Consider the following 18,618-nt stretch of genomic DNA (forward strand, 5'->3'; position numbering starts at 1 on the left):
ACCCGCGAGCCTTTATTGTTCCGTTGTAGGCCCCTCAATCGTCGTCAAAGGACCAAGCCTTGAACCCGCCGCTCACACAGCTGGATCTGCACCCTCTTCGGGCAGAGCTCTACAACGAGCTCCATTCCCGCCCGTTCCACGTGCTGCCATGCCCGGCACAGGTTACCCACATTGCCCTGATAACCACCCCGGAGCAGCGGGCCGACCAGTTCCGCCATTGGCAGGACCTGCATATCATGCTGGGGCAACCCGAGCCGCGGGAGGACGTCAGCTGCTACGAGGCCACCTTTGGCTCCCTGCGTATCCGACGTGAAATGCACATGGAGTTTGCCTCCTACACGTTTATCAATCTGGGTATTGGGGACGACCATCAGCCCTTCCAGGATACCGGCATCTCGTCGCTGCCCAAGGGATGGCTCGAGAAGCTCACCGGCACCGTTGTGGCCGCCTTTCATATTGACCTGCAGCAAGCCTCAAACGGCCCGGAAACCGACCTGGCGCAAATCCGCCACTGGTTCGAGGGAGAACGACTGGTGGGCAGCAGCCCCTGGGAAGGGAAGGCCCGGGTGTGGGGCACCTTCCGACTTCATAGCGATGGGTTTGGGCGCTTCATGGTTCTCAACCGGGACATGTCCGACAGCCAGCTCGGCCGGCTGACCCAACGCCTGATGGAAATCGAAACCTATCGCCTGATGTCATTGCTGTCGCTGCCACTGGCACGGGAGATGACACCCTCGCTGAACGACATGGACCAGCAACTGGCGGTGATAACCCAGTCCCTGGCGGACAACCAGGGCATCGACGAACGTGAGGTATTGGCGGTTCTGACCAACATTGCGGCTCGCATCGAAGCCTTCCGCGCCCATGCCACCTTTCGCTTCTCGGCGACACGGGCCTATCACCAGCTGGTGCTGACCCGCCTGGAAGAGCTGCGGGAAGATGAGCTGTCGGGACACCTCACCATCACCGAGTTCATGACCCGGCGGCTGACACCGGCGGTGGAAACCTGCGAATCGGTGAAGGAACGCCTGGAGGACCTGTCGCGCAGAGTGGACCGGGCCTCGGACATGGTGCGTACACGGGTGGAGCTGGCCATCCAGAGCCAGAACCAACAGTTGTTGAGCTCCATGGACCGGCGCTCAAAAATCCAGTTGATGATGCAGCACACAGTGGAAGGGTTTTCCGTGGTGGTCATCAGCTACTACCTGCTGGCACTGCTGAAGCTGGCGCTGGAGTCCGCCGATGACGCCGGATTCGACGTCAACACCTCGATGGTTCTGGGCATTGCCATACCGGTTGTGCTGGGCCTGGTGTTCATCGGCGTGCGGATGATTCACCACCGGTTCATCAGGCTGGCGCGGCGGCAGTAACCAGTTGCCTACTGGCCAAAGGCATCCGGGTCGCCGGCAAACTGGCGGTAGAACTGCTGCGCCGTGCGGCCGTTACGGGCACCACGGCTGGTGGCAAAGCGAATGGCCTCAAGATGCAACGCCTCGCGATCACTCACTTGGGGAAACAGGGCATCAATGGCCTGCAGGTATACATCCTGGGGAAAACCATAGAACGACAACTGCAGCCCAAACCGGTCCGCCAGGGATACCTGCTCCTCGATGGCCTCCGCCGGATGGAGTTCGCCGCCGCGCATCTCGCTTTTCAGGTTATCGTCCATGAATTCCGGCATCAGGTGCCGGCGGTTGGAGGTGGCGTACACCCTGACGTTCTCAGGCGGCAGCTCGAGCGAGCCTTCCAGCACACTTTTCAACGCCTTGTAACCCGACTCACCTACTTCAAACGATAGATCATCGCAGAAGATCACGAACCGCCAAGGCAATTCAGCGATGTCGTCGACGATCTCCGGCAGGTTCACCAGATCGTCCTTGTCCACCTCGATCATCCGTAGCCCCTGCTCCCGATACCGGTTAAGCAGCGCCTTGATCAGCGATGATTTGCCGGTGCCCCGGGCTCCCCAGAGCAGCGTATTGTTCGAGGGTTCACCGGCCAGGAAGCGCTCGGTGTTACGGGCCAGGGCAGCCTGCTGTCGCTCGATGCCGGTCAGGTCGGCCCAACCCACCGGGTCGAGCCGCCGAATGGCCCTCAGACCCTGACGGTGGCGGCGCCACACGGCGGCGGGCGTCTCTGCCCAGTTGATGGCGTGATCTGTCGACATAACACCTATTTCCTGTTCCGCGTTTATCACGAATATGAAACACTGGAGCCCTATACCGGACACACCCCACAAAGGAGACTTTACCGCAAATGGCCGTTAAATCCGTCGCTCTGGTCGCCCACGACAACAAAAAGAGAGAACTGGTGGACTGGGTCGCCGACAACCAGACACGCTTTGCCTCCCTCCGACTCTACGCCTCCGGCACCACTGGCCGGTTGCTCAAGGAAAACCTGGGCCGGGACGACATCCATTGCCTGCTCAGTGGCCCGCTCGGAGGCGACCAGCAAATTGGCGCCAAGATCGCGGAAGGGGAAATTGACCTGCTGGTGTTCTTCTGGGACCCGCTGGAACCCCAGCCACACGACCCGGACATCAAGGCCCTGCTACGCATTGCTGCATTGTGGAACATTCCCGTCGCCTGCAACCGGGCCACCGCAGAGTTCATCCTGACATCCGCCTATATGACGGATGATCAGCACCAGCCGCAAAGGCCGGATTTCTCCAGCTACACCGGCCGCTCGGTCAACTGAGCGGCTTTCTGGCCAGGAACACCGTGTTGGTGGACTCCCGATTCTGGAACGGGTTGTAGAACGACACCACCTTCGCATCCACATCCGTGAACAGAGTTCGCAACACGTCCATGAACGGCTCGTCCGGCGGGTCGTTGGACCACATGGCGAAAACGCCGCCAGGGCGCAGATGGGCCGCCATTCCGCCTAAGCTTTCAGCATTGTAGAAGCTGGCATTGGACTCATTCAGGAGGGCCCTGGGGGAGTGGTCAATGTCCAGCAGGATGGCGTCAAACACCCTGCCCGGGGTTTCGGTATCGAAACCGGATTCCGATACCGCCAGATCGAAGAAACTGCCCAACACATAGCGACAACGTGGGTCGGCATTCAACACTTTACCCAACGGAACCTTTTCCTGCTGATGCCAGTGGATGACGGTGTCTAGGGCATCCACGACCAGCAGCTCGCTCACGCGCTCATGTTTGAGGGCCGCTTCTGCGGTGTAGCCCAGCCCCAGGCCGCCGACCACCACCTTAAGCTGTTCGCCCTCGACGGCGTTCAGGCCCAGGTCCGCCAGGGCTACTTCCGCGTCCACAAACATGCTGGACATGAGAAACTCTTCACCCAGCTTCACCTCATAGATATCCCGGTCACCCAGCGCCGGAATGCGACGGCGGCGAAGCGTGATCTCTCCCAATGATGAGGGTTGGCTGTCGATCTGTTCAAACAAAAGGCCCATGGTCGTTCCCATAACGTACTGAGGTGGCGACATCCTACCATCACGCACCAGCAATCGCAGGCCACGAATCACCTCGTCATTGGGCAAATAACCCGCCAACGACTACACTCACTAGTTAATCACCACAGAATTGTGAATCACCCGATGAGCGCTGTAATTGCCTGGCAAAGGCCATCTCTGATCACACTGCTTGCTAGCATTTTCGGTGTACTGGCGCTCACCTTCCTATCGATGCCTGCCTGGCCCTCTGTAAAAGAACCCATCTCCGTTGGCATTGTGGCCGACAACAAACCTTACACGTCCATGGCGGGCCGCACAGCCTCCGGCTTCTCTATCGATATAGTCCGGGAGGTGGCTAGCCAGTCAGGATTGGACATTGAGTTTCGGGCAGGCAGTTGGCCCGAAGTGTTCGGTGCATTCCAGCGCGGCGACATCGACGTTATCGAAGGAATTTCATACAACGACGGCCGCGCCAGAACCATACAGTTTACCGAGCCGTACCACATTCGCCAGATGCATCTGATGCATGACCCAGCCAACCCGCTCAAAGACATTGATTCCCCGGGATCCCTCAATGACTACCGTATTGGCGTTGTGCGTGACGCCTATTTCCGCGATGCACTTGAAACGGCGGGCTTGTCGCTCGTCACCTACGATTCCATTCCTGGCCTGGTCCGGGCACTGGCCTTCGGCTGGGTGGACGGCATCATCGGTCCTGAACTGACCCTGAACTATTACGCTAACGAGGCCGGCTTCCGGTTTTTGGAGATTGCTGGCCCCGCACCGTTGGGAGAATGGTCGAAAGAAGACTTTCGACTTGGCGTTCTGAAATCAAACGATGAGTTGTTTGACGTGGTCAGCAGCGGCCTGGCTGCCATTCCCGATAAGCGCATTGAGGAACTGTTCAAGCGGTGGCAGGAATACGGCGGGACCAGCATTGCTGAATCGTCGGGTTTTACCCTGAGTGATGCCCATCAGCACTACATCAGTGAGGTCGGCCCGGTACGGGTGGGCTTTATGAGTGACTATGCGCCCTTCAGCTTTCACGACGCAGACGCGTTGCAAGGACTGTCCGTTGACGTGCTGAACCGGATATCGGATCTGACCGGCCTGCAAATCGTACCGGTGCCCGGGCAATGGTCGGAACTGTACCCCCAGTTTATGGACCGTGACATTGATATCATGGCCAATATCTCGAAAACCGACGAACGCGAAGCGTTCATACGGTTCACCCGGCCCTACCATACCATTCCCAACGTCGCCTTCACTCTGGATAAGAATCTGGCATTCAGCTCGCCAGCAGACTTGCAGGGACTGAAGGTCGCTATTGGTTCAGGTATTTACTACGAGGGACCCCTTCGTGAGGCATTGGGCGACAATGTGTTCGCTTTCACCTCCCAGCAGGCCATGTTCCGGGCTCTGGCTGAGGGCTCCGTCGATGTTGCCTTGGCAGCCCTGCCAAACGGAAACTACTGGGTGAGGGAGCTTCGCATTGCCGGAGTGAATATTGCCGGCGAAATGACCCTTGATGGCATGCCGGGAGAAGACCTGCGCTTTGGCGTGCGTCCCGCTCTTGAGCCGCTCGCCTCTATAATGGACGCCGCATTGGAGGCCATCAGCCCAACGGAAATGCGCACTATCGAGAATCGCTGGCTTGGCGCTTCCGCCCGTCGTAACCGGACACCGGCCACCGGCCCGTTAACGTTCTCCGATGCCGAACAGGCCTGGCTGGCCGACCGCAACCGACAACTGACCATCTGCGTAGACCCTGACTGGCTGCCACTGGAGGGCCTCAGCGAAAACGATAAACACCTCGGTATTTCCGCCGACATCTTCGCCCTGTTTGCGAATCGTTCCAATATCACATTCACCCCTCTTCCCGTAGACAGCTGGTCCGAGTCCATAAAGGCAGTCAAAAACCGACACTGCGACATGCTTTCCATGGCCATGGAAACACCGGAGCGGCTTGAATACCTGAATTTCACAAAACCCTATATCCAGATTCCCAGCGTGCTTCTGGGACGTGTGGAAGCCCCCTACATCAATACACTGGACGACATGGGGGACCGGCCGGTCGGCGTGGTAAAGGACTACGCTTTTCTGGAACTGCTGAGGACAACCAATCCCGGCCTCAATCTGGTGGAAGTGCCCAGCGAACAAACCGGACTGCGCATGGTTCAGGAACGGAAGCTGGCGGGGTACCTTGGCACTCTGTCCACCGCCAGCTACAACATGCAGGAGCTGGGTTTGGCGGACCTGAAAGTGCTCGGGCGAATTCCCGCAGACTGGACCCTGGGGGTCGCCACCCGGAATGACCAGCCCGAACTCTTCAACATCATGCAAAAATTGGTGTCCAGCCTGACGGAAGCGGAGCTTAAAACCATTGAACAACAATGGGCAGGACTCAAACTGGAACAGACCGTCGACTACACCCTGGTATTCCAGCTCATCATGGGTGCCGTGGTGCTCTTGGGGTTGCTGTTCTATTGGAACCGCAAACTCGGGCGTCTGAATCATGAACTCGCTGCGGCCAATGACCGCCTTGCGCATCTCAGCGTAACGGACGACCTGACCCAGATCGGCAATCGCAGCTATTTCGACCGTGAGTTCAGCAAGAGCTTCCATTGGTGTCAACGACACGGAGCCGGCTTTGCCGTGGCGATGGTGGACGCGGACCATTTCAAGGAAATCAACGACACCTACGGCCACGACGCGGGCGACCGTTGTCTGGTGGCGCTGGCAGATACCATGCGCTCTCACTTTCGGCGTGACACAGACCGCCTTACCCGGTTCGGCGGTGAGGAGTTTGTGATGTTCACCAGCTTCAGCGACCGTGATGAGCTGGTTTCGCGGCTGGAAGCATTCCGCGAGGGTCTGGCGGGGCTAACCACCTGCTGCGACGACGAACAGATCCGCTTTACTGTAAGCATCGGCCTGGCCACTGGCACACCCAGCAAGGACACGGTGCCGGCAGAATTCCTTCGGCTGGCAGACAAGGCGCTGTATCTCGCCAAGCAAAACGGCCGCAACCGCCTGGAAGCTCTGACCACTGAAGATCAGGCAGCCAGACGGGGCTAGCTGATGCTATCCTTTTGCGACAGGGAAAACGCAAAGGAGACGACACCATGGCTAAGATCTACGAAGACAACTCGCTGTCGATCGGCAATACCCCGCTGGTCAAGCTTAATCGGGTCAACGAAGGGGCCACCATCTGGGCCAAGATTGAAGGGCGCAACCCGGCCTATTCCGTGAAGTGCCGGATCGGTTCCGCCATGATCTGGGATGCGGAAAAGCGTGGCGCTCTCAAACCCGGCATGACGATCGTCGAGCCCACCAGCGGTAACACTGGCATCGCGCTGGCTTTCGTCGCTGCTGCGAGAGGCTACAAGCTGAAACTGACCATGCCGTCATCCATGAGCCTGGAGCGCCGCAAAGTACTGAAGGCCATGGGGGCGGAACTGGTGCTTACGGAGCCGGCGAAGGGCATGAAAGGCGCCATCGCCAAGGCCGAAGAGATCGTTGCTGAAGACCCGGACAACTGCTTCATGCCACAGCAGTTCGAGAACCCGGCCAACCCCCGCATCCACGAGGACACCACCGGGCCCGAAATCTGGAACGATACCGACGGTGCCATCGACATATTCGTGTCCGGGGTTGGTACCGGCGGCACCCTGACCGGCGTAACCCGTTACATCCGCAATACCAAAGGCAAGGCCATCACCACCGTTGCCGTGGAGCCGGAAGACTCGCCAATCATCACTCAGGCCCGCGGCGGTCAGGACCAAACACCAGCACCCCACAAGATCCAGGGCATTGGCGCCGGCTTCATTCCGGGCAACCTGGACATGGACCTGGTGGACCGGGTGGAAAAAGTCAGCAATCAGGACGCCATGGACATGGCGCACCGGTTGATGCAGGAGGAAGGCATCCTCTGTGGTATATCCTGTGGTGCAGCGGTTGTGGCTGCGGTCAGAATCGGAAAGCTGCCGGAATTCAAGGGCAAGAATATCGTGGTGGTTCTGCCGGATTCCGCCGAGCGCTACCTGTCGTCAGCGCTGTTCGCAGAGCGGTTTGGCGAGCTGGAAAACGTTCAGTAATACGGTAGGTATTGCAGAGAAGCTGATAAAAAGCCCGGGGCCAGAACCGCCCCGGGTTTTTCAGGTACTTACGTTAGAACTGGAAACGCATACCAACACGACCGGTATCGAAGTCCGGCCCGTCATTGGTGACCTGGCCATTGAAGTCGTCTTCGTCGATATCAACGTTGTAGCGGTTGTATTCCGCAAACGCCGTCAACTGTTCGGTGACCCGGAAATCAACACCGGCACCGACAAATGGATTGACCTCATCGTAGGTCTCACTTTCGTCAAACGCGTCTACATCGAACGACGAAGCAAATGCGCCAGCCTTAGCATAAACACCAAAGGTATCTGTCAAAGGCAGCCGCCCGATCAGGCCAAGGGAAGTACCCTTCAACTTGCCATCGACGTCATCGTCGCCAAAGTTGCCGAAATCAATGTACTCGGCTTCCAGGGCGAAGAACTGGTTGAACTGGTAGCCCAGCCCCACGCCGAACAGATCGTTTTCATCATCAAACTCGCCACCATGGGCTTTGTAGCCACCATAACTGCCGCTCAGATATACACCGGAGCTGTCGCGATCGGTGTTGTCCTGGGCTGATACAACCGGGGCGGCCAGCATGGCCGAGGCCAGAACCGTTACATAGGCAAAACCGGATTTATAGCTCATATCGCATCCATCCTTCTGAGTTCGGAAATGATTGATTTCCTGTTGGATTAACCGGTAAAGCGTCATACCGATTACCTGAACTCAGGCTACCTACAAATTGGCGGGATGTGGGTTAAATGCACAATACGGTCTGTTCACCTCATTTTCATGTTAGTTAATGTCAGCTTTGCAATTTTTCGGCGCATTGATGTATTTCACGGATGCTTCAAGACTGGCAGCCGCCAGCGAAACGCTGCGATAGGAGAGACGGGAAATGCCGTGGTGGATGGAGCGAACAGCCTCACTCCAGGGCCGGGCAATCGGCACCCGTTGCAGAATATTGAAGGTTTCATCCGCAATCGACAGATGAATACGCTCCACTTTGAGAGCGCCGTGATTGAGGCCACTGGCTGTTATATCGGCAACGCCAGCCCACCAATTGCGATTATGTTCGCTCATAACAGCCACTCCTTCAGTTGGCTGGCCACATCCGGGTGATGGGCCAGACGGATATGGTCAACGCCGGGGAAGCTGGCGACACCACTGAGTGTCCAGCCCCTCCGCTCATGGCCACGAGCACTGGATTCATGCACCAGCGCATCTCCAAACAGGGCGTTGATCGGATGTTGACGGGATCGCGCCAGCAGGCCACAGACAACGTAATGCCGGGTTCCGGGTAGCAGAGGAGGTTCGCCCTCATTCCCATGAACAACCTCCCCGCGGGACAGATTGCGAATACCCTCACTGCGCAGATCGATCACCTCACCCACCACGCGCAGGTAATCCCGTGGTGCCCGGTTCATCAGGTCGGCTGTGGCCTTCGCGCCTTTTGCCAGCCAGGAACCATCGTGTGGCGAACCGATGTAGACACAGTCGGTGAGTTTCTCAACCCAGCGGTGAGCTAGATACTGACCATGATGGCAGGCACTGCGAATCAGCAACCCGCCCATACTGTGGCCCATCAGAATAATTCGCTCAACTGGCACCGGCCAACGGCGGATCAGGGTTTCCAGAAGCTCGGCAAGGTCTTCGCCATTGCGATAAATCGGTCGGCCGGTGTTGTAGCGAAGGGTAAGCGGTGTGATGGAGCGTCCTTCGTCAGCCAGTAGGGACCCGTAGTGAGTATCGGCTTGCCCCGGAAGGTCCCAAACCGTCTCCAGTTCCATCAAACCATGTATGGACAGGCACAGTGTCGAACCGGGCGACTCCACTGCGGGTGCCGACAAGTCAATGGGCGAGCGCCCGTGGAAGAACTCCATGGGCACCGCCAAAGGGTTGTTTCGCGCCTCAAGCCAGTCCCCAAGGAACCCGCTGAGGATGGCCGAGGCGTGTCTTTGCCACACCGGACTGGTGTCTGTATCCATGCACAACCGCTACCGTTTGATGAGTTATCACCAGTCTACTCCGATAACGGCATTAACGATTGGCTGAATTTTCACCAGTTTACGGCGTCGAGGCAACTGACCTTCAATGGCCCCGGCCGGCAAGCCCCATGCAGTTGGCGTAGAAAGTGGTGGTGGCCGGCCAGTCCGAGAAGATACCAATCACCCCAACCTCCCGGGCCAGCACGTCAATCACATTGAACACGTCGCCGTCGTTATTGATGGCGTCGGTGATGGTCTGGTGATACCAACCCCCGCCATTGGCCAACGGACCACTACGCTCGACCGTCCAGGCGATCATATCCAGCCCCGCTGCCTTGGCGTTTTCAGCGTAGTCCGACGGCACGATCTGCTGGTGGCCATCCAGGGTCAACATTTTCCACAATGCGGGGGCCAGGATATTCACGCCTTGCGCAGACAGGCTTTCCATCCACGCCAGGGAGGAATTCTCCGGTGTCAGCGGCTCCTGATCCAGAAACACAGCCTGTCGTCCAAACCGCGGCGTTTCATTGACCCAGAACAGTACATCATCCAGCAGGAACGACTGCGGCCAGACATCCCTCGGGTTCACGCCGGCTTCAACGTAATCCTGAATCATCTGGCGGGCGTAATCTTCCTGGCTGTAGTCGCCCTCATAGGGCATCTCAACCACCGGCGTTTTCAGTTCCGGCGTGAACTTCACACCCAGTCGTTTAAAGAGTTCGATGCTCTCTTTATGGGTCAACAGGGTGCCGCGACTGCTGTAAAGCTCCGTGCGCCAGTCTGCCGTGCCTTCCAGGTACTCCTCCGGCGTGGTTGCCATGGGGTTGAAGGCGTCCATCTTGCCTTCCAGTGACTTGAACTCCTCCAGCGTGATATCGCTGGTGCGGCATTCTGCCTGCGCCTCAGTGCCACTTGCCGGGTCCGCCGGGACAAACGGCTGCGTACACTTGGCGTTCAGTTCCGGAATCGTCACGATGTTGGTGGTGGTATGGAGATCATTCTGTGCGTGACGGCAAACCAGCTCCCGATCCTTGGTAAAGGCAACATCGCACTCCAGGATGCCAGCCCCCATCTGGGCGGCCGCAACATAGGATTCAAGCGTGTGTTCCGGGAACTGCAACGGCGCACCCCGATGGCCGATGGAGAAATCCGTAGGACGGATTTTGTCGGCGCGGCAGGACTGGAGCCGGTCTTTCAGGCGCCCCTCATCCATGTCTTCCACCAGCCAGAACGGGCGCGGCCCCAGATGGACCTCGCGTTTACCCCGGTGATGTCTGTCCTTCAGATCCGGCCACTTGTCGTGCCATTTTTCAAGGCCTGGCGGAGTCCAACGATCCTCCTTGCCATGCCAATCCGGTGCCGCATGGGCGGCAGAGAATAGAGACATCAGTAATGCCATAACCAGTAACGTGCGTAACTTCATAACAAGCTCCCTGTGCAATGAATGGTACTGCACGGCTATTGTCGGCGCGGGGGGTTACGCTCAGGTGACGATCATGTGACTGGCGCGTCCGTGCCACTTTCCCGTGAGTCCGTTTTGTCTTTGTCTCGGGCCTGCTCGGCCTCAGCTTCCTTCATCAGGACCATGCCGCCCTGCAACAGCAGTGACTTCAGGCGAGGATCACCCTGCTCCACCACACCAAGAGTAAATGCCGCAAACACCGCTTCCAGTGGATTGTTGCGGACAAGGTCTCTGATGGCATCGATTGGTGACGTGGAAGACTGGTCATCACCCTCACCGGCGGCACTGGCGGTTTTCTTGGACGTAGCCGGACGAGTCATTCGATAGAAAAACAACGCCAGCAACAACAGGCAGGACATGCCCGTCACCGCCATGGCGCCGGCCTCCCCCATCACGGGCGATAAAGCCAGCATGGCGGCATTGACGAGCATGTAAAAACCGGTAATCAACAGGGCGACCAGCAACACAAAGGCCAGCATAAAACCTATGATGGCCGCGACTGCCTTGCGCAAGACGCCCTGTAACCAGGCGGAATCGGGCATGATCAGCGGTCCAGCAACCGGCCAACCAACAAGCCTGCGAGGAACATGAGCACAACACTCAGGAACGGCCGCTCCTCGATTTTGTGCTCAACATCGTGCACCGCTTTACTGCTCGCATCCCGGGCACGGTTGAAGGCCTCATCACCGCGTTGCCGGACCTGATCAAAGGCCTCACGGCTTTCCCGGCGAATTTCATCACGAAGGCTGCTGATATTGCTCTTTTGCCCATCAGCAACGGCTTTGGTGAGCTTGGAGAGATCTTCGCGAAGTTGCTGCAAATCTTGCCTGACCTGCTCGTACTCGTTCTGACTGGATTTCGCTTCCATTTGTTGCCTCCTTATCAGTATGTCGTACTGCTATTTCGGCTTTCGGTAACGATTCACATTGTCCACTGACTACCGGCATCAGGGTTGCCCTGACAGAGCTGGCATTCAGCAACCATGGAAAGATATAGAACGACCACGGTTAAAACCACTGTAGCACAAGGTATGGGGCGGTAGATGAAGACCTCGTAATTGAGCGCCCCAGGATCACGGCGCCTCGGGTTCGTCATTGCGAATCCGCAGAAAACTGGCAAATCTGGGAAGGCCTGTCGACGTGAAGCCGTAATATTTATAGGTAATGGTAGCCCCAACCGGCGGCGGATCTTCCCGTTGCTCATCACTGAATCCGGTACCAATGTGGAACTGGCGGCCATCATTCCGCCTTACTAGAACTGATCCAAGCATGCCTTCGTATTTTCCGCTGCCGGCAAGATGCGCTACCACGACCGCCTCGGCATCATCGTAACGCTTCACCTTCAACAGATCATCTGAACGGCCAGTTGAATGAAGGCTGCCGCCGCGACGCAGCATCAAACCCTCGCCGCCCTCGGACACCACCTTGTCCAGCGCCGACATCAAACGCTCATGATCCGTGGCCTTACGTTGCACGACCATGGCCAGGAATGGCGACGGTGATGGCTGCACCAACGCTTCCATAGCCGCAACACGTTCAGCAAAGGGCTGATCGAGCGCCGGAAGGTCAAACACCATAAACCGGATCTGGCGCCAACTGGGATCGACCGGTTCCAGCCGGCGCACCGCGCCGGACAGCTCCGCAAACCGGCCTCGCCCCATCCAGAGTTCGCCGTCCATGGGCACATCGGGAAAGCCCTCAGTAAACCAGTCAGGCGCCCGATACTCGTTGCCACCCCGGGACCAGAACCGCTCACCGTCCCAATAGGCCCGTACACCGTCCAGTTTCTCGCTTACCCAATAATCATCGAGGGCAACGCCTTCGTCGTAGACACCGGCCAGCGCCAGTTCCGGTGGTTCTGCATAGGCGTTGAACGCGGTAAAGAGGGCGAAAGCAAACCAAAACGGAATCAGGCGCCGCATTCACTCTGTACCTTCGCACGAAACTCCTGGCGGATACGCTCATTCTCCTCATCGTCGACAAACACCCGCTCGCCCTCCTTGTTCAGCCGGTACATACGTGAAACGCTCTTAAGATGCTTCAACCGTGCCCGTAAGGACTCACAAAGAGCCTCATGCTTTGCCGCTTTCGCCTCCTGCTTGGCTTTCGCTTCATTGCGCTCAGCCCGCTCCTGCTCGGTTTGCTCGAGGAATTCATTCATCCGCTCCTTGCGCGCGCGGGCATCGGCATCCGAAGACGGTGCGGGGGCTTTTAGCTCTACTTCATCAGAGGCTGCATTCACCGGCGGTCGGTCCCCGAAGTGGGTCTGGCCGTTTTCATCGACCCAGCGGTAGGTACCGGCCTGGGTGATGGGGGTAATTAGGAGGCAGAGGAGGAGTAGGAGTCCTTTCTTCATTTTTTAATCTCCGTATACGGGACTATAGTTACGCTTTACAAGAAAGATGGCTGTCGAGCTGATCGTCGTAGTTGAAACCTATATAAGCCAGAATCAGCCAATGCAAATAGCGGAGAATCAGTAGTAGTTAATCTTCCCAAATATTGCTTCAATCTCTTTCGGCCATTTGTACTTGAAGGGTGAAAACGCCCACCAATACATTGTGGGCATAAAAGTTATTAGCAATAACGTGTCGACGACACGTGCTGCCATTGACTTAGAGGGTATATCCTTGCGATATGAGTCGTAATTCGCCATAACAAGATTATCAGCGTCCTCTTCAACGACCCCTTCGTTGTAGTATCTGACAATAAAGTTCCATTTCCGATACATATCCTCTTCCTTAAACCCGGAAGATATCTTTTTGCGCTGCAGAGGCATCTTGGGGGGCTTTCCGCAAAAGTAATGCTTTTCACGCATGAACAGGTGGGCGTAGTACTGCCGCTCCCACACAACACCGGAGCCCAGATACTGCCAGTTGTAGGAAAAGGCTACTTCAAGCTCGTCCCAAGGGATCCGGTAGAAGGTGCCCCGGTGCCCTACGTACACAAAGCCCTCCTTCCGGTCGATCCGGATCGGTAATGTAAGCGGAAAGAAGATCTCAAATAGGTAGATGGCTACCCAAACGGGCCCGAAAGCGACCAATACCGCCAGCAGTGCCTTCGAATAGAACAGGCTAACAATCCAGCCCAACACCAGCACGACTGCCATGAACAGATTTATGACAGACAATTGGAACCGCCTAAAGATCAAGAAGGCCGACCGGATGTCCATGAACCTTTCGCTGAAGTAGGCGACACCATACTCCATGTCCTCCGAGGAATCGGACACCCCCACCACTTTCCGGGCCGGTGGGCTGGCAAGCCGACCACCATGAGTGCGGTATAGCTTTTTTTCCAGCTCTTGTTCCAGGTCCGTTTCCGGAAAATCACACTTCAAAGGCGAGTCTTTCATCGACACCCAGTTCCTCTACATCGTTTCCATTCAGGATAATACGGAGCCCGTTTTCACCCGTGACTTTGCGGCCGTCCTTCTCATACTCAATCAGCATTTCAAGCTGGTCACATTTGTTGTGGTTGTAGTGGTCAAACCGATACAGCAAACCCTCCGGAGGGCCGCCTAGCCGCTTCATGCTGTCAAACAGGCGGGTAATTTCCCTCGGTTCACTGTCTCCGAACCAGTTCGTGTTCACCTCGAACAGCTTGATGGAATACGTGCAGGTCCCCGCACTATAACCAGGAAAATACACCACAAAGGAGGTCATTTCCGACATGACCTGATGCTCACCCCGGTTTATATCCCAATGTCGACCGATATGCTCGGTCACCCTAACAATGGGAGAAAACAGCATGTAATAAAACGCATCCAGTTCCGCTTCAAAATAACGCCTGACATCGACGCCTTCATCCTGAGAAATAACCGCTCGGCTTTCCTCTAGCAGTTCCGCGCTCGACGGCCTGGACTGTTCATCCCAGTAACGCAACGTAGGAGCATTGCCCCAGAAGGACAGTGACAGAAAATCCTCGATCCGGGACCGGGCGATGTATAGCTGTACCACGCTGATAACAAAAGACACCGCAATCAGAACCCCTCCCACTACGAGCACAACGGCCACACCTGCCCCGGTAACCGCACCCGCCACTGCCAGAGAAGCCAAATAAGTTATACCGATGCTCAGTCCGATCTGAACCCCGGACAGGGCCGCCATCGTGGAATGGCCCGTGTTCAAAGCCCTGTAGCCCCTCTGCCCTTCCAAACCTATTGTGAGTAAAACACCCACATAGGGAAGGTACTTAACAGTCGCTCTCGCGATGACCTTTGTACCTTTAGACAATATTCGAACAGCTTTTGCACCGCTAAGAGCCACCGATACCCTGGCCCCAGCTACTGACAGGTTCGCCCTCTGAGCCCTGACGAACTCTTCTCTGACCAACAACCCGCTGAGGTTGACCACGCCTTCGCCGATGCTCCAAAGGCCAGATAAAAAATACCCCCACCGATCAATGACGGATCGGTCGCCCAAAATCACGTCCTGCTGGGTTTTGTCCAGTCCGGAAAACAGGCTTACTACGTTAATCGCGTGAAAGAAGGTTACGGCGCCGATAAACTTACCCCGGTTCTGTTTAATGCTTTCAACCACCGGGTCCAGCCGGGTATGAAGCCAGCCAAAGGGATTGTCCTTGAAATCCGGGGTCAGGTGGAACACGTCGATCATGGTGCCACGCAGGTAATTCCTGATCCTGGCATCCGCCATGCCGGCGGCCAGTGGCGTCATTGTCAGTTCAGACAGGTTATGGCCAGCAGCTTCCAGTGATTTGCGGTGGACCGCCGTGAGCAGGTCCGTCGCGGTATTCAGGGTGATTCCCTGTCGATGAACATCTATGCCATAGCGTTTCTGGACGGCCTTGGTCCATTTTTTCCACTGCGGCCAAGTCTGAGGGTCTTTCGCCCAGGTTCCCATCTTTGCGGCGGGGGCGGCAAATTCCAGCATCAGAACATCAGTGGCAGTGCTCACTCGCACATGCGCCGGCATGTCGAAGATACTGTCGACGATCTTCAGGCGACCATAATCAAAACCGGGAAGGTCTTTCAGTTTCTGGGCAATACCGTTGGTGGCAGATGCCAGGAACAGCACGGTACTGAGCATGTTACCGACAGTGCCGGCTTCGCCTTCGTCTGCTTCCAACCACCGCTCGGCGTCTTCCTTGCCCTTTTCTGCACCGACATAGCCATCCAGTATATCCGCCAGTTCCTGCTCAACCGCCTCGAACCCTTCCGCGCAGTAACAGTCGTTGAACTCCAGTTTCCTAGCCAACTGGACGGAGTCAATCCACCGCTTCCAGTCGTCGAATACCGATGCCCGGGCCTGGTCATACTCTTCAAGCTGTTTGTGGTAGCTTTCAACGAATGCGTCTTTTTCCCCTGAACGAATTCGTTCTTTCAGTTCCTCGGTGACTTCCTGTTGGTCTTCAGGCGTTTCCTTTTTGCTGGCCTCACGGGCGATGAGCGCATCCACCATCTGGGAGGTGGTGTAGGGGTAGGCGTTCTCCTCCGCGTAATTCATAATCAGATTTACATGAAGGGCGTGCAATTGGCCCAGCTCGGAGGCGATACCGATTTCATCTTCAAGGGCAACGCAGTATGAGAACTCGGTTTCTTTCTTGCACTGCCCCTGCAAATCCGACTCGCTGATTCCTTGCGCGAAATCCGTCAGGCTCCACTCGAAATCCATTGGTTCTGGCCGAAAATCTTCAACCACTCCGTTTATGGCTTCGGTTTCACTGATATTTGCACCTTCACGCTTTTCCGGAAGCCCGCTCAAGTCAAACGGCTGCATATGCTCGTCGCGGACCTGTGCATCTGTTCGTACAAGTTCCTGCAAACGCACAGTCCATCGATGCTGCACGAATTTCAGGAGCACCTTTCCTCCAGCCGGGTGATGTATAGCGGGCAAAGCACTTTCAGCATCGACATCTGGAAGCAGTACAGAGTTCACACCGGGCTGTACTTCGGTTATCAGGCCCTGCTCATTGACCCGGTACTCATGTAGCGTTCCGAAAACTTCGGAGAACATGTAGACCCAACCGGGTGTCAGTTTTCGAACACAGTAATGAGTGGTTCCAAGCGCCACGGAAGGTGGGCAGAAGTTGGGGGGCAAAGTAACCTCTTCCTGACTGATCGCCCAGCGCACCGGATACAATGCAACGGTTTTGAGCTTGAGAGGGCACATTTGTGCCGCTGAGTCGATGTCATCAGCACCCTGTAAAAACGCTGAGCTGTTAGCACTACCCATGGACCAGTCCCTCCGTAGACTTTTTCTCGGCGAATTCTGCAATTCGCGCTATGGCTTTGCCTGGTACTGCGGAATTCTCTTTCCACAGAGTCTGTACTTCACTGCCTTCGAATGCATGGTGCCCAAGCCAGCCGATTGTGTTGATATACAGGGCGATACCGCGGGTACTGTACAATCCCCGCGCTTTTGCTCCGTCGACTAGCGCAGAGACTGCCCCCCAATCCTGCCCATCTGCATTCGTTTTCTGAAGCAAATGGGGAAAGTAGTTTGCAACGTGAAGCTCGAGCTTCCTGAGGGCCGTCTCTTCCGCTGCTCTCTCCATCGCAACCTGGTGTTCCTCACGAATGCTGAACATCTCAGCCTGTTGCTCACTATTGGGTTGGTCATTGTGAAAGAACTCCCACTCACCCGTGCGACGATCCTGAATGGCGAACAGGCTACAAGGCCCCATCAATCGCCTCACATCTTCACCTGATGAATCCAGCTTCAACAGATGCCGCGCGATTTCAGGATCATAGAATCGGAACACAACGTCATCCCCCGTCACCAACCTGGCCATAAGCAATCCACGCAAATGGTCCATGACCCCTTCAAAATTGCAGTCAGACTGCATTGCGATCGCTACACCCTGAGACTTCCACTCTTCGAAACATCTAAGTGCCAGAGAGCTGTCTATTCCCGTTTCAACCAGCCATGGTGAAATTTCCAAAAGGTCAGCAAGCTCAGTTTCCCTGTAGAGCGCATCGCAATGAGGTGTTTCTAGTTCACGATAAATAATCTGGGACAAATCATTCACTTTTGCACCGTCGACAAGAATGAACGTTCTGCCCTTATCGGGAAATTCAGCCAGCTTACCCATCAGACCGCCCCTTGCGATTCTGGCGAGCAAACCTGGCAGATACCCTTACCCTGGTTCGCGGCATTTTTGATGGCGCGTATCTGGTCGGGCTTGGCCATCGGTCTTTGGGGTGTCTCCAGCAGTTCTTCAGCCGCAACAGCCCCACCATTCTTCTCCACCAACCCCGGCATTTCCGGCACCTGAACCTTCTGCCCACTGCCCTTACCCGGCGATCCACCGGCATTCAGCTTGATGGCGGCGCCGCCCATGGCGACACCGCTGGGATCGATCTTTACGAAACTGCCGCCGGCCTTGAGGGTGATTTCGGCACCCGCTTCGATGACGGCTTTCTGGCCGGCCTTGATGTGCAGTTCGGTACCGGAGTCGCTGAGCCAGGCGGTGCCGGCTTTCAGGTGCAGGGTGCCGGTGACGTTGAAGCTGTGGTCCTTGCCGGTTTGTTCCCGTTTCTCACCGTCCACGGTGGCGTGGTCATTGCCCTTGATGTGGGCCTTGCGATGGCGGTCCACGGTCAGGTGGCTGTCATTTTTGATGACTTCGGTGCGGTTGTTTTCCGTCAGCAGGTCCAGGTCTTTCTGGGCGTGGACGTAGATCTGTTCCTTGTCC

18 protein-coding genes are annotated in these 18,618 nt (G+C 56.6%); 4 read left to right on the forward strand and 14 right to left on the reverse strand.

Annotation, left to right across the window (positions count from 1 at the left end):
- The first annotated feature begins 59 nt into the window (after positions 1-59).
- Positions 60-1,370 (forward strand): DUF3422 family protein, encoded by a 1,311-nt coding sequence (locus JJO78_RS15390; RefSeq protein ID WP_273623999.1) that lies wholly within the window; start codon positions 60-62, stop codon positions 1,368-1,370.
- 8 nt (positions 1,371-1,378) lie between these two features.
- On the opposite strand, the gene JJO78_RS15395 is transcribed toward JJO78_RS15390, so the two are convergent.
- Positions 1,379-2,167, reverse strand: coding sequence for an ATP-binding protein (locus JJO78_RS15395; RefSeq protein WP_036211178.1), 789 nt, complete (start codon positions 2,165-2,167; stop codon positions 1,379-1,381).
- Between the two features lie 89 nt (positions 2,168-2,256).
- Here JJO78_RS15395 and JJO78_RS15400 point away from each other — a divergent pair, with 89 nt between their 5' ends.
- Complete coding sequence (locus JJO78_RS15400; protein ID WP_007154894.1) at positions 2,257-2,697, forward strand: methylglyoxal synthase; 441 nt, start codon at positions 2,257-2,259, stop codon at positions 2,695-2,697.
- Here JJO78_RS15400 and JJO78_RS15405 read toward each other — a convergent pair.
- Positions 2,690-3,502: a hypothetical protein gene (locus tag JJO78_RS15405; RefSeq protein WP_227517844.1), complete on the reverse strand. Its 813-nt coding sequence runs from the start codon at positions 3,500-3,502 to the stop codon at positions 2,690-2,692. The two genes, JJO78_RS15400 and JJO78_RS15405, sit on opposite strands and share 8 nt — an antisense overlap.
- A 57-nt stretch (positions 3,503-3,559) precedes the next feature.
- Between JJO78_RS15405 and JJO78_RS15410 the strand changes: the two genes are divergently transcribed.
- Together JJO78_RS15410 and cysK are read left to right on the forward strand one after the other, a co-directional pair.
- A complete protein-coding gene (locus JJO78_RS15410; RefSeq protein WP_273624000.1) occupies positions 3,560-6,493 on the forward strand; it encodes a transporter substrate-binding domain-containing diguanylate cyclase in 2,934 nt (977 codons plus the stop codon).
- Positions 6,494-6,540: 47 nt separating this feature from the next.
- Positions 6,541-7,512, forward strand: a complete 972-nt coding sequence (cysK, locus tag JJO78_RS15415; RefSeq protein WP_075195618.1) for a cysteine synthase A — start codon at positions 6,541-6,543, stop codon at positions 7,510-7,512.
- Positions 7,513-7,585: 73 nt separating this feature from the next.
- On the opposite strand, the gene JJO78_RS15420 is transcribed toward cysK, so the two are convergent.
- The 12 genes from JJO78_RS15420 to JJO78_RS15475 form a co-directional block, all read right to left on the reverse strand.
- Positions 7,586-8,164: a porin family protein gene (locus JJO78_RS15420; protein WP_036211188.1), complete on the reverse strand. Its 579-nt coding sequence runs from the start codon at positions 8,162-8,164 to the stop codon at positions 7,586-7,588.
- Between the two features lie 150 nt (positions 8,165-8,314).
- Positions 8,315-8,602, reverse strand: a complete 288-nt coding sequence (locus JJO78_RS15425) for a hypothetical protein (protein WP_051947076.1) — start codon at positions 8,600-8,602, stop codon at positions 8,315-8,317.
- Positions 8,599-9,507 (reverse strand): esterase/lipase family protein, encoded by a 909-nt coding sequence (locus tag JJO78_RS15430; protein ID WP_041335473.1) that lies wholly within the window; start codon positions 9,505-9,507, stop codon positions 8,599-8,601. The genes JJO78_RS15425 and JJO78_RS15430 overlap by 4 nt, the downstream gene beginning before the upstream one ends.
- Before the next feature lie 103 nt (positions 9,508-9,610).
- Positions 9,611-10,930, reverse strand: a complete 1,320-nt coding sequence (locus tag JJO78_RS15435; RefSeq protein ID WP_041335470.1) for a glycerophosphodiester phosphodiesterase family protein — start codon at positions 10,928-10,930, stop codon at positions 9,611-9,613.
- Positions 10,931-11,001: 71 nt separating this feature from the next.
- A complete protein-coding gene (locus tag JJO78_RS15440; protein ID WP_041335468.1) occupies positions 11,002-11,511 on the reverse strand; it encodes a hypothetical protein in 510 nt (169 codons plus the stop codon).
- A gap of 2 nt (positions 11,512-11,513) precedes the next feature.
- Positions 11,514-11,837, reverse strand: coding sequence for a DUF883 family protein (locus tag JJO78_RS15445; protein ID WP_036211199.1), 324 nt, complete (start codon positions 11,835-11,837; stop codon positions 11,514-11,516).
- A 204-nt stretch (positions 11,838-12,041) separates the two neighbouring features.
- Positions 12,042-12,890 (reverse strand): DNA ligase, encoded by an 849-nt coding sequence (locus JJO78_RS15450; RefSeq protein ID WP_075195613.1) that lies wholly within the window; start codon positions 12,888-12,890, stop codon positions 12,042-12,044.
- On the reverse strand, positions 12,878-13,324 hold the full coding sequence (locus JJO78_RS15455) for a DUF4124 domain-containing protein (protein ID WP_075195612.1): 447 nt from the start codon (positions 13,322-13,324) through the stop codon (positions 12,878-12,880). The genes JJO78_RS15450 and JJO78_RS15455 overlap by 13 nt, the downstream gene beginning before the upstream one ends.
- 117 nt (positions 13,325-13,441) lie before the next feature.
- Complete coding sequence (locus tag JJO78_RS15460) at positions 13,442-14,317, reverse strand: hypothetical protein (protein WP_085678578.1); 876 nt, start codon at positions 14,315-14,317, stop codon at positions 13,442-13,444.
- Entirely contained in the window at positions 14,292-17,156 is a 2,865-nt protein-coding gene (locus tag JJO78_RS15465) for a toxin VasX (RefSeq protein WP_091644158.1), read from the reverse strand. Before JJO78_RS15465 ends, JJO78_RS15460 begins: the two co-directional genes overlap by 26 nt.
- The gene (locus JJO78_RS15470; protein ID WP_075195609.1) at positions 17,149-18,015 is read right to left on the reverse strand and encodes a DUF4123 domain-containing protein; all 867 of its coding nucleotides are present in this window, start codon (positions 18,013-18,015) and stop codon (positions 17,149-17,151) included. Before JJO78_RS15470 ends, JJO78_RS15465 begins: the two co-directional genes overlap by 8 nt.
- On the reverse strand, positions 18,015-18,618 hold a 604-nt coding region (locus tag JJO78_RS15475; RefSeq protein WP_443094030.1), incomplete at its 5' end, for a bacteriophage T4 gp5 trimerisation domain-containing protein. The genes JJO78_RS15470 and JJO78_RS15475, both read right to left, overlap by 1 nt.

The sequence above is a fragment of the Marinobacter sp. DS40M6 genome, from assembly GCF_028581595.1.
GTDB lineage: Bacteria > Pseudomonadota > Gammaproteobacteria > Pseudomonadales > Oleiphilaceae > Marinobacter > Marinobacter salarius.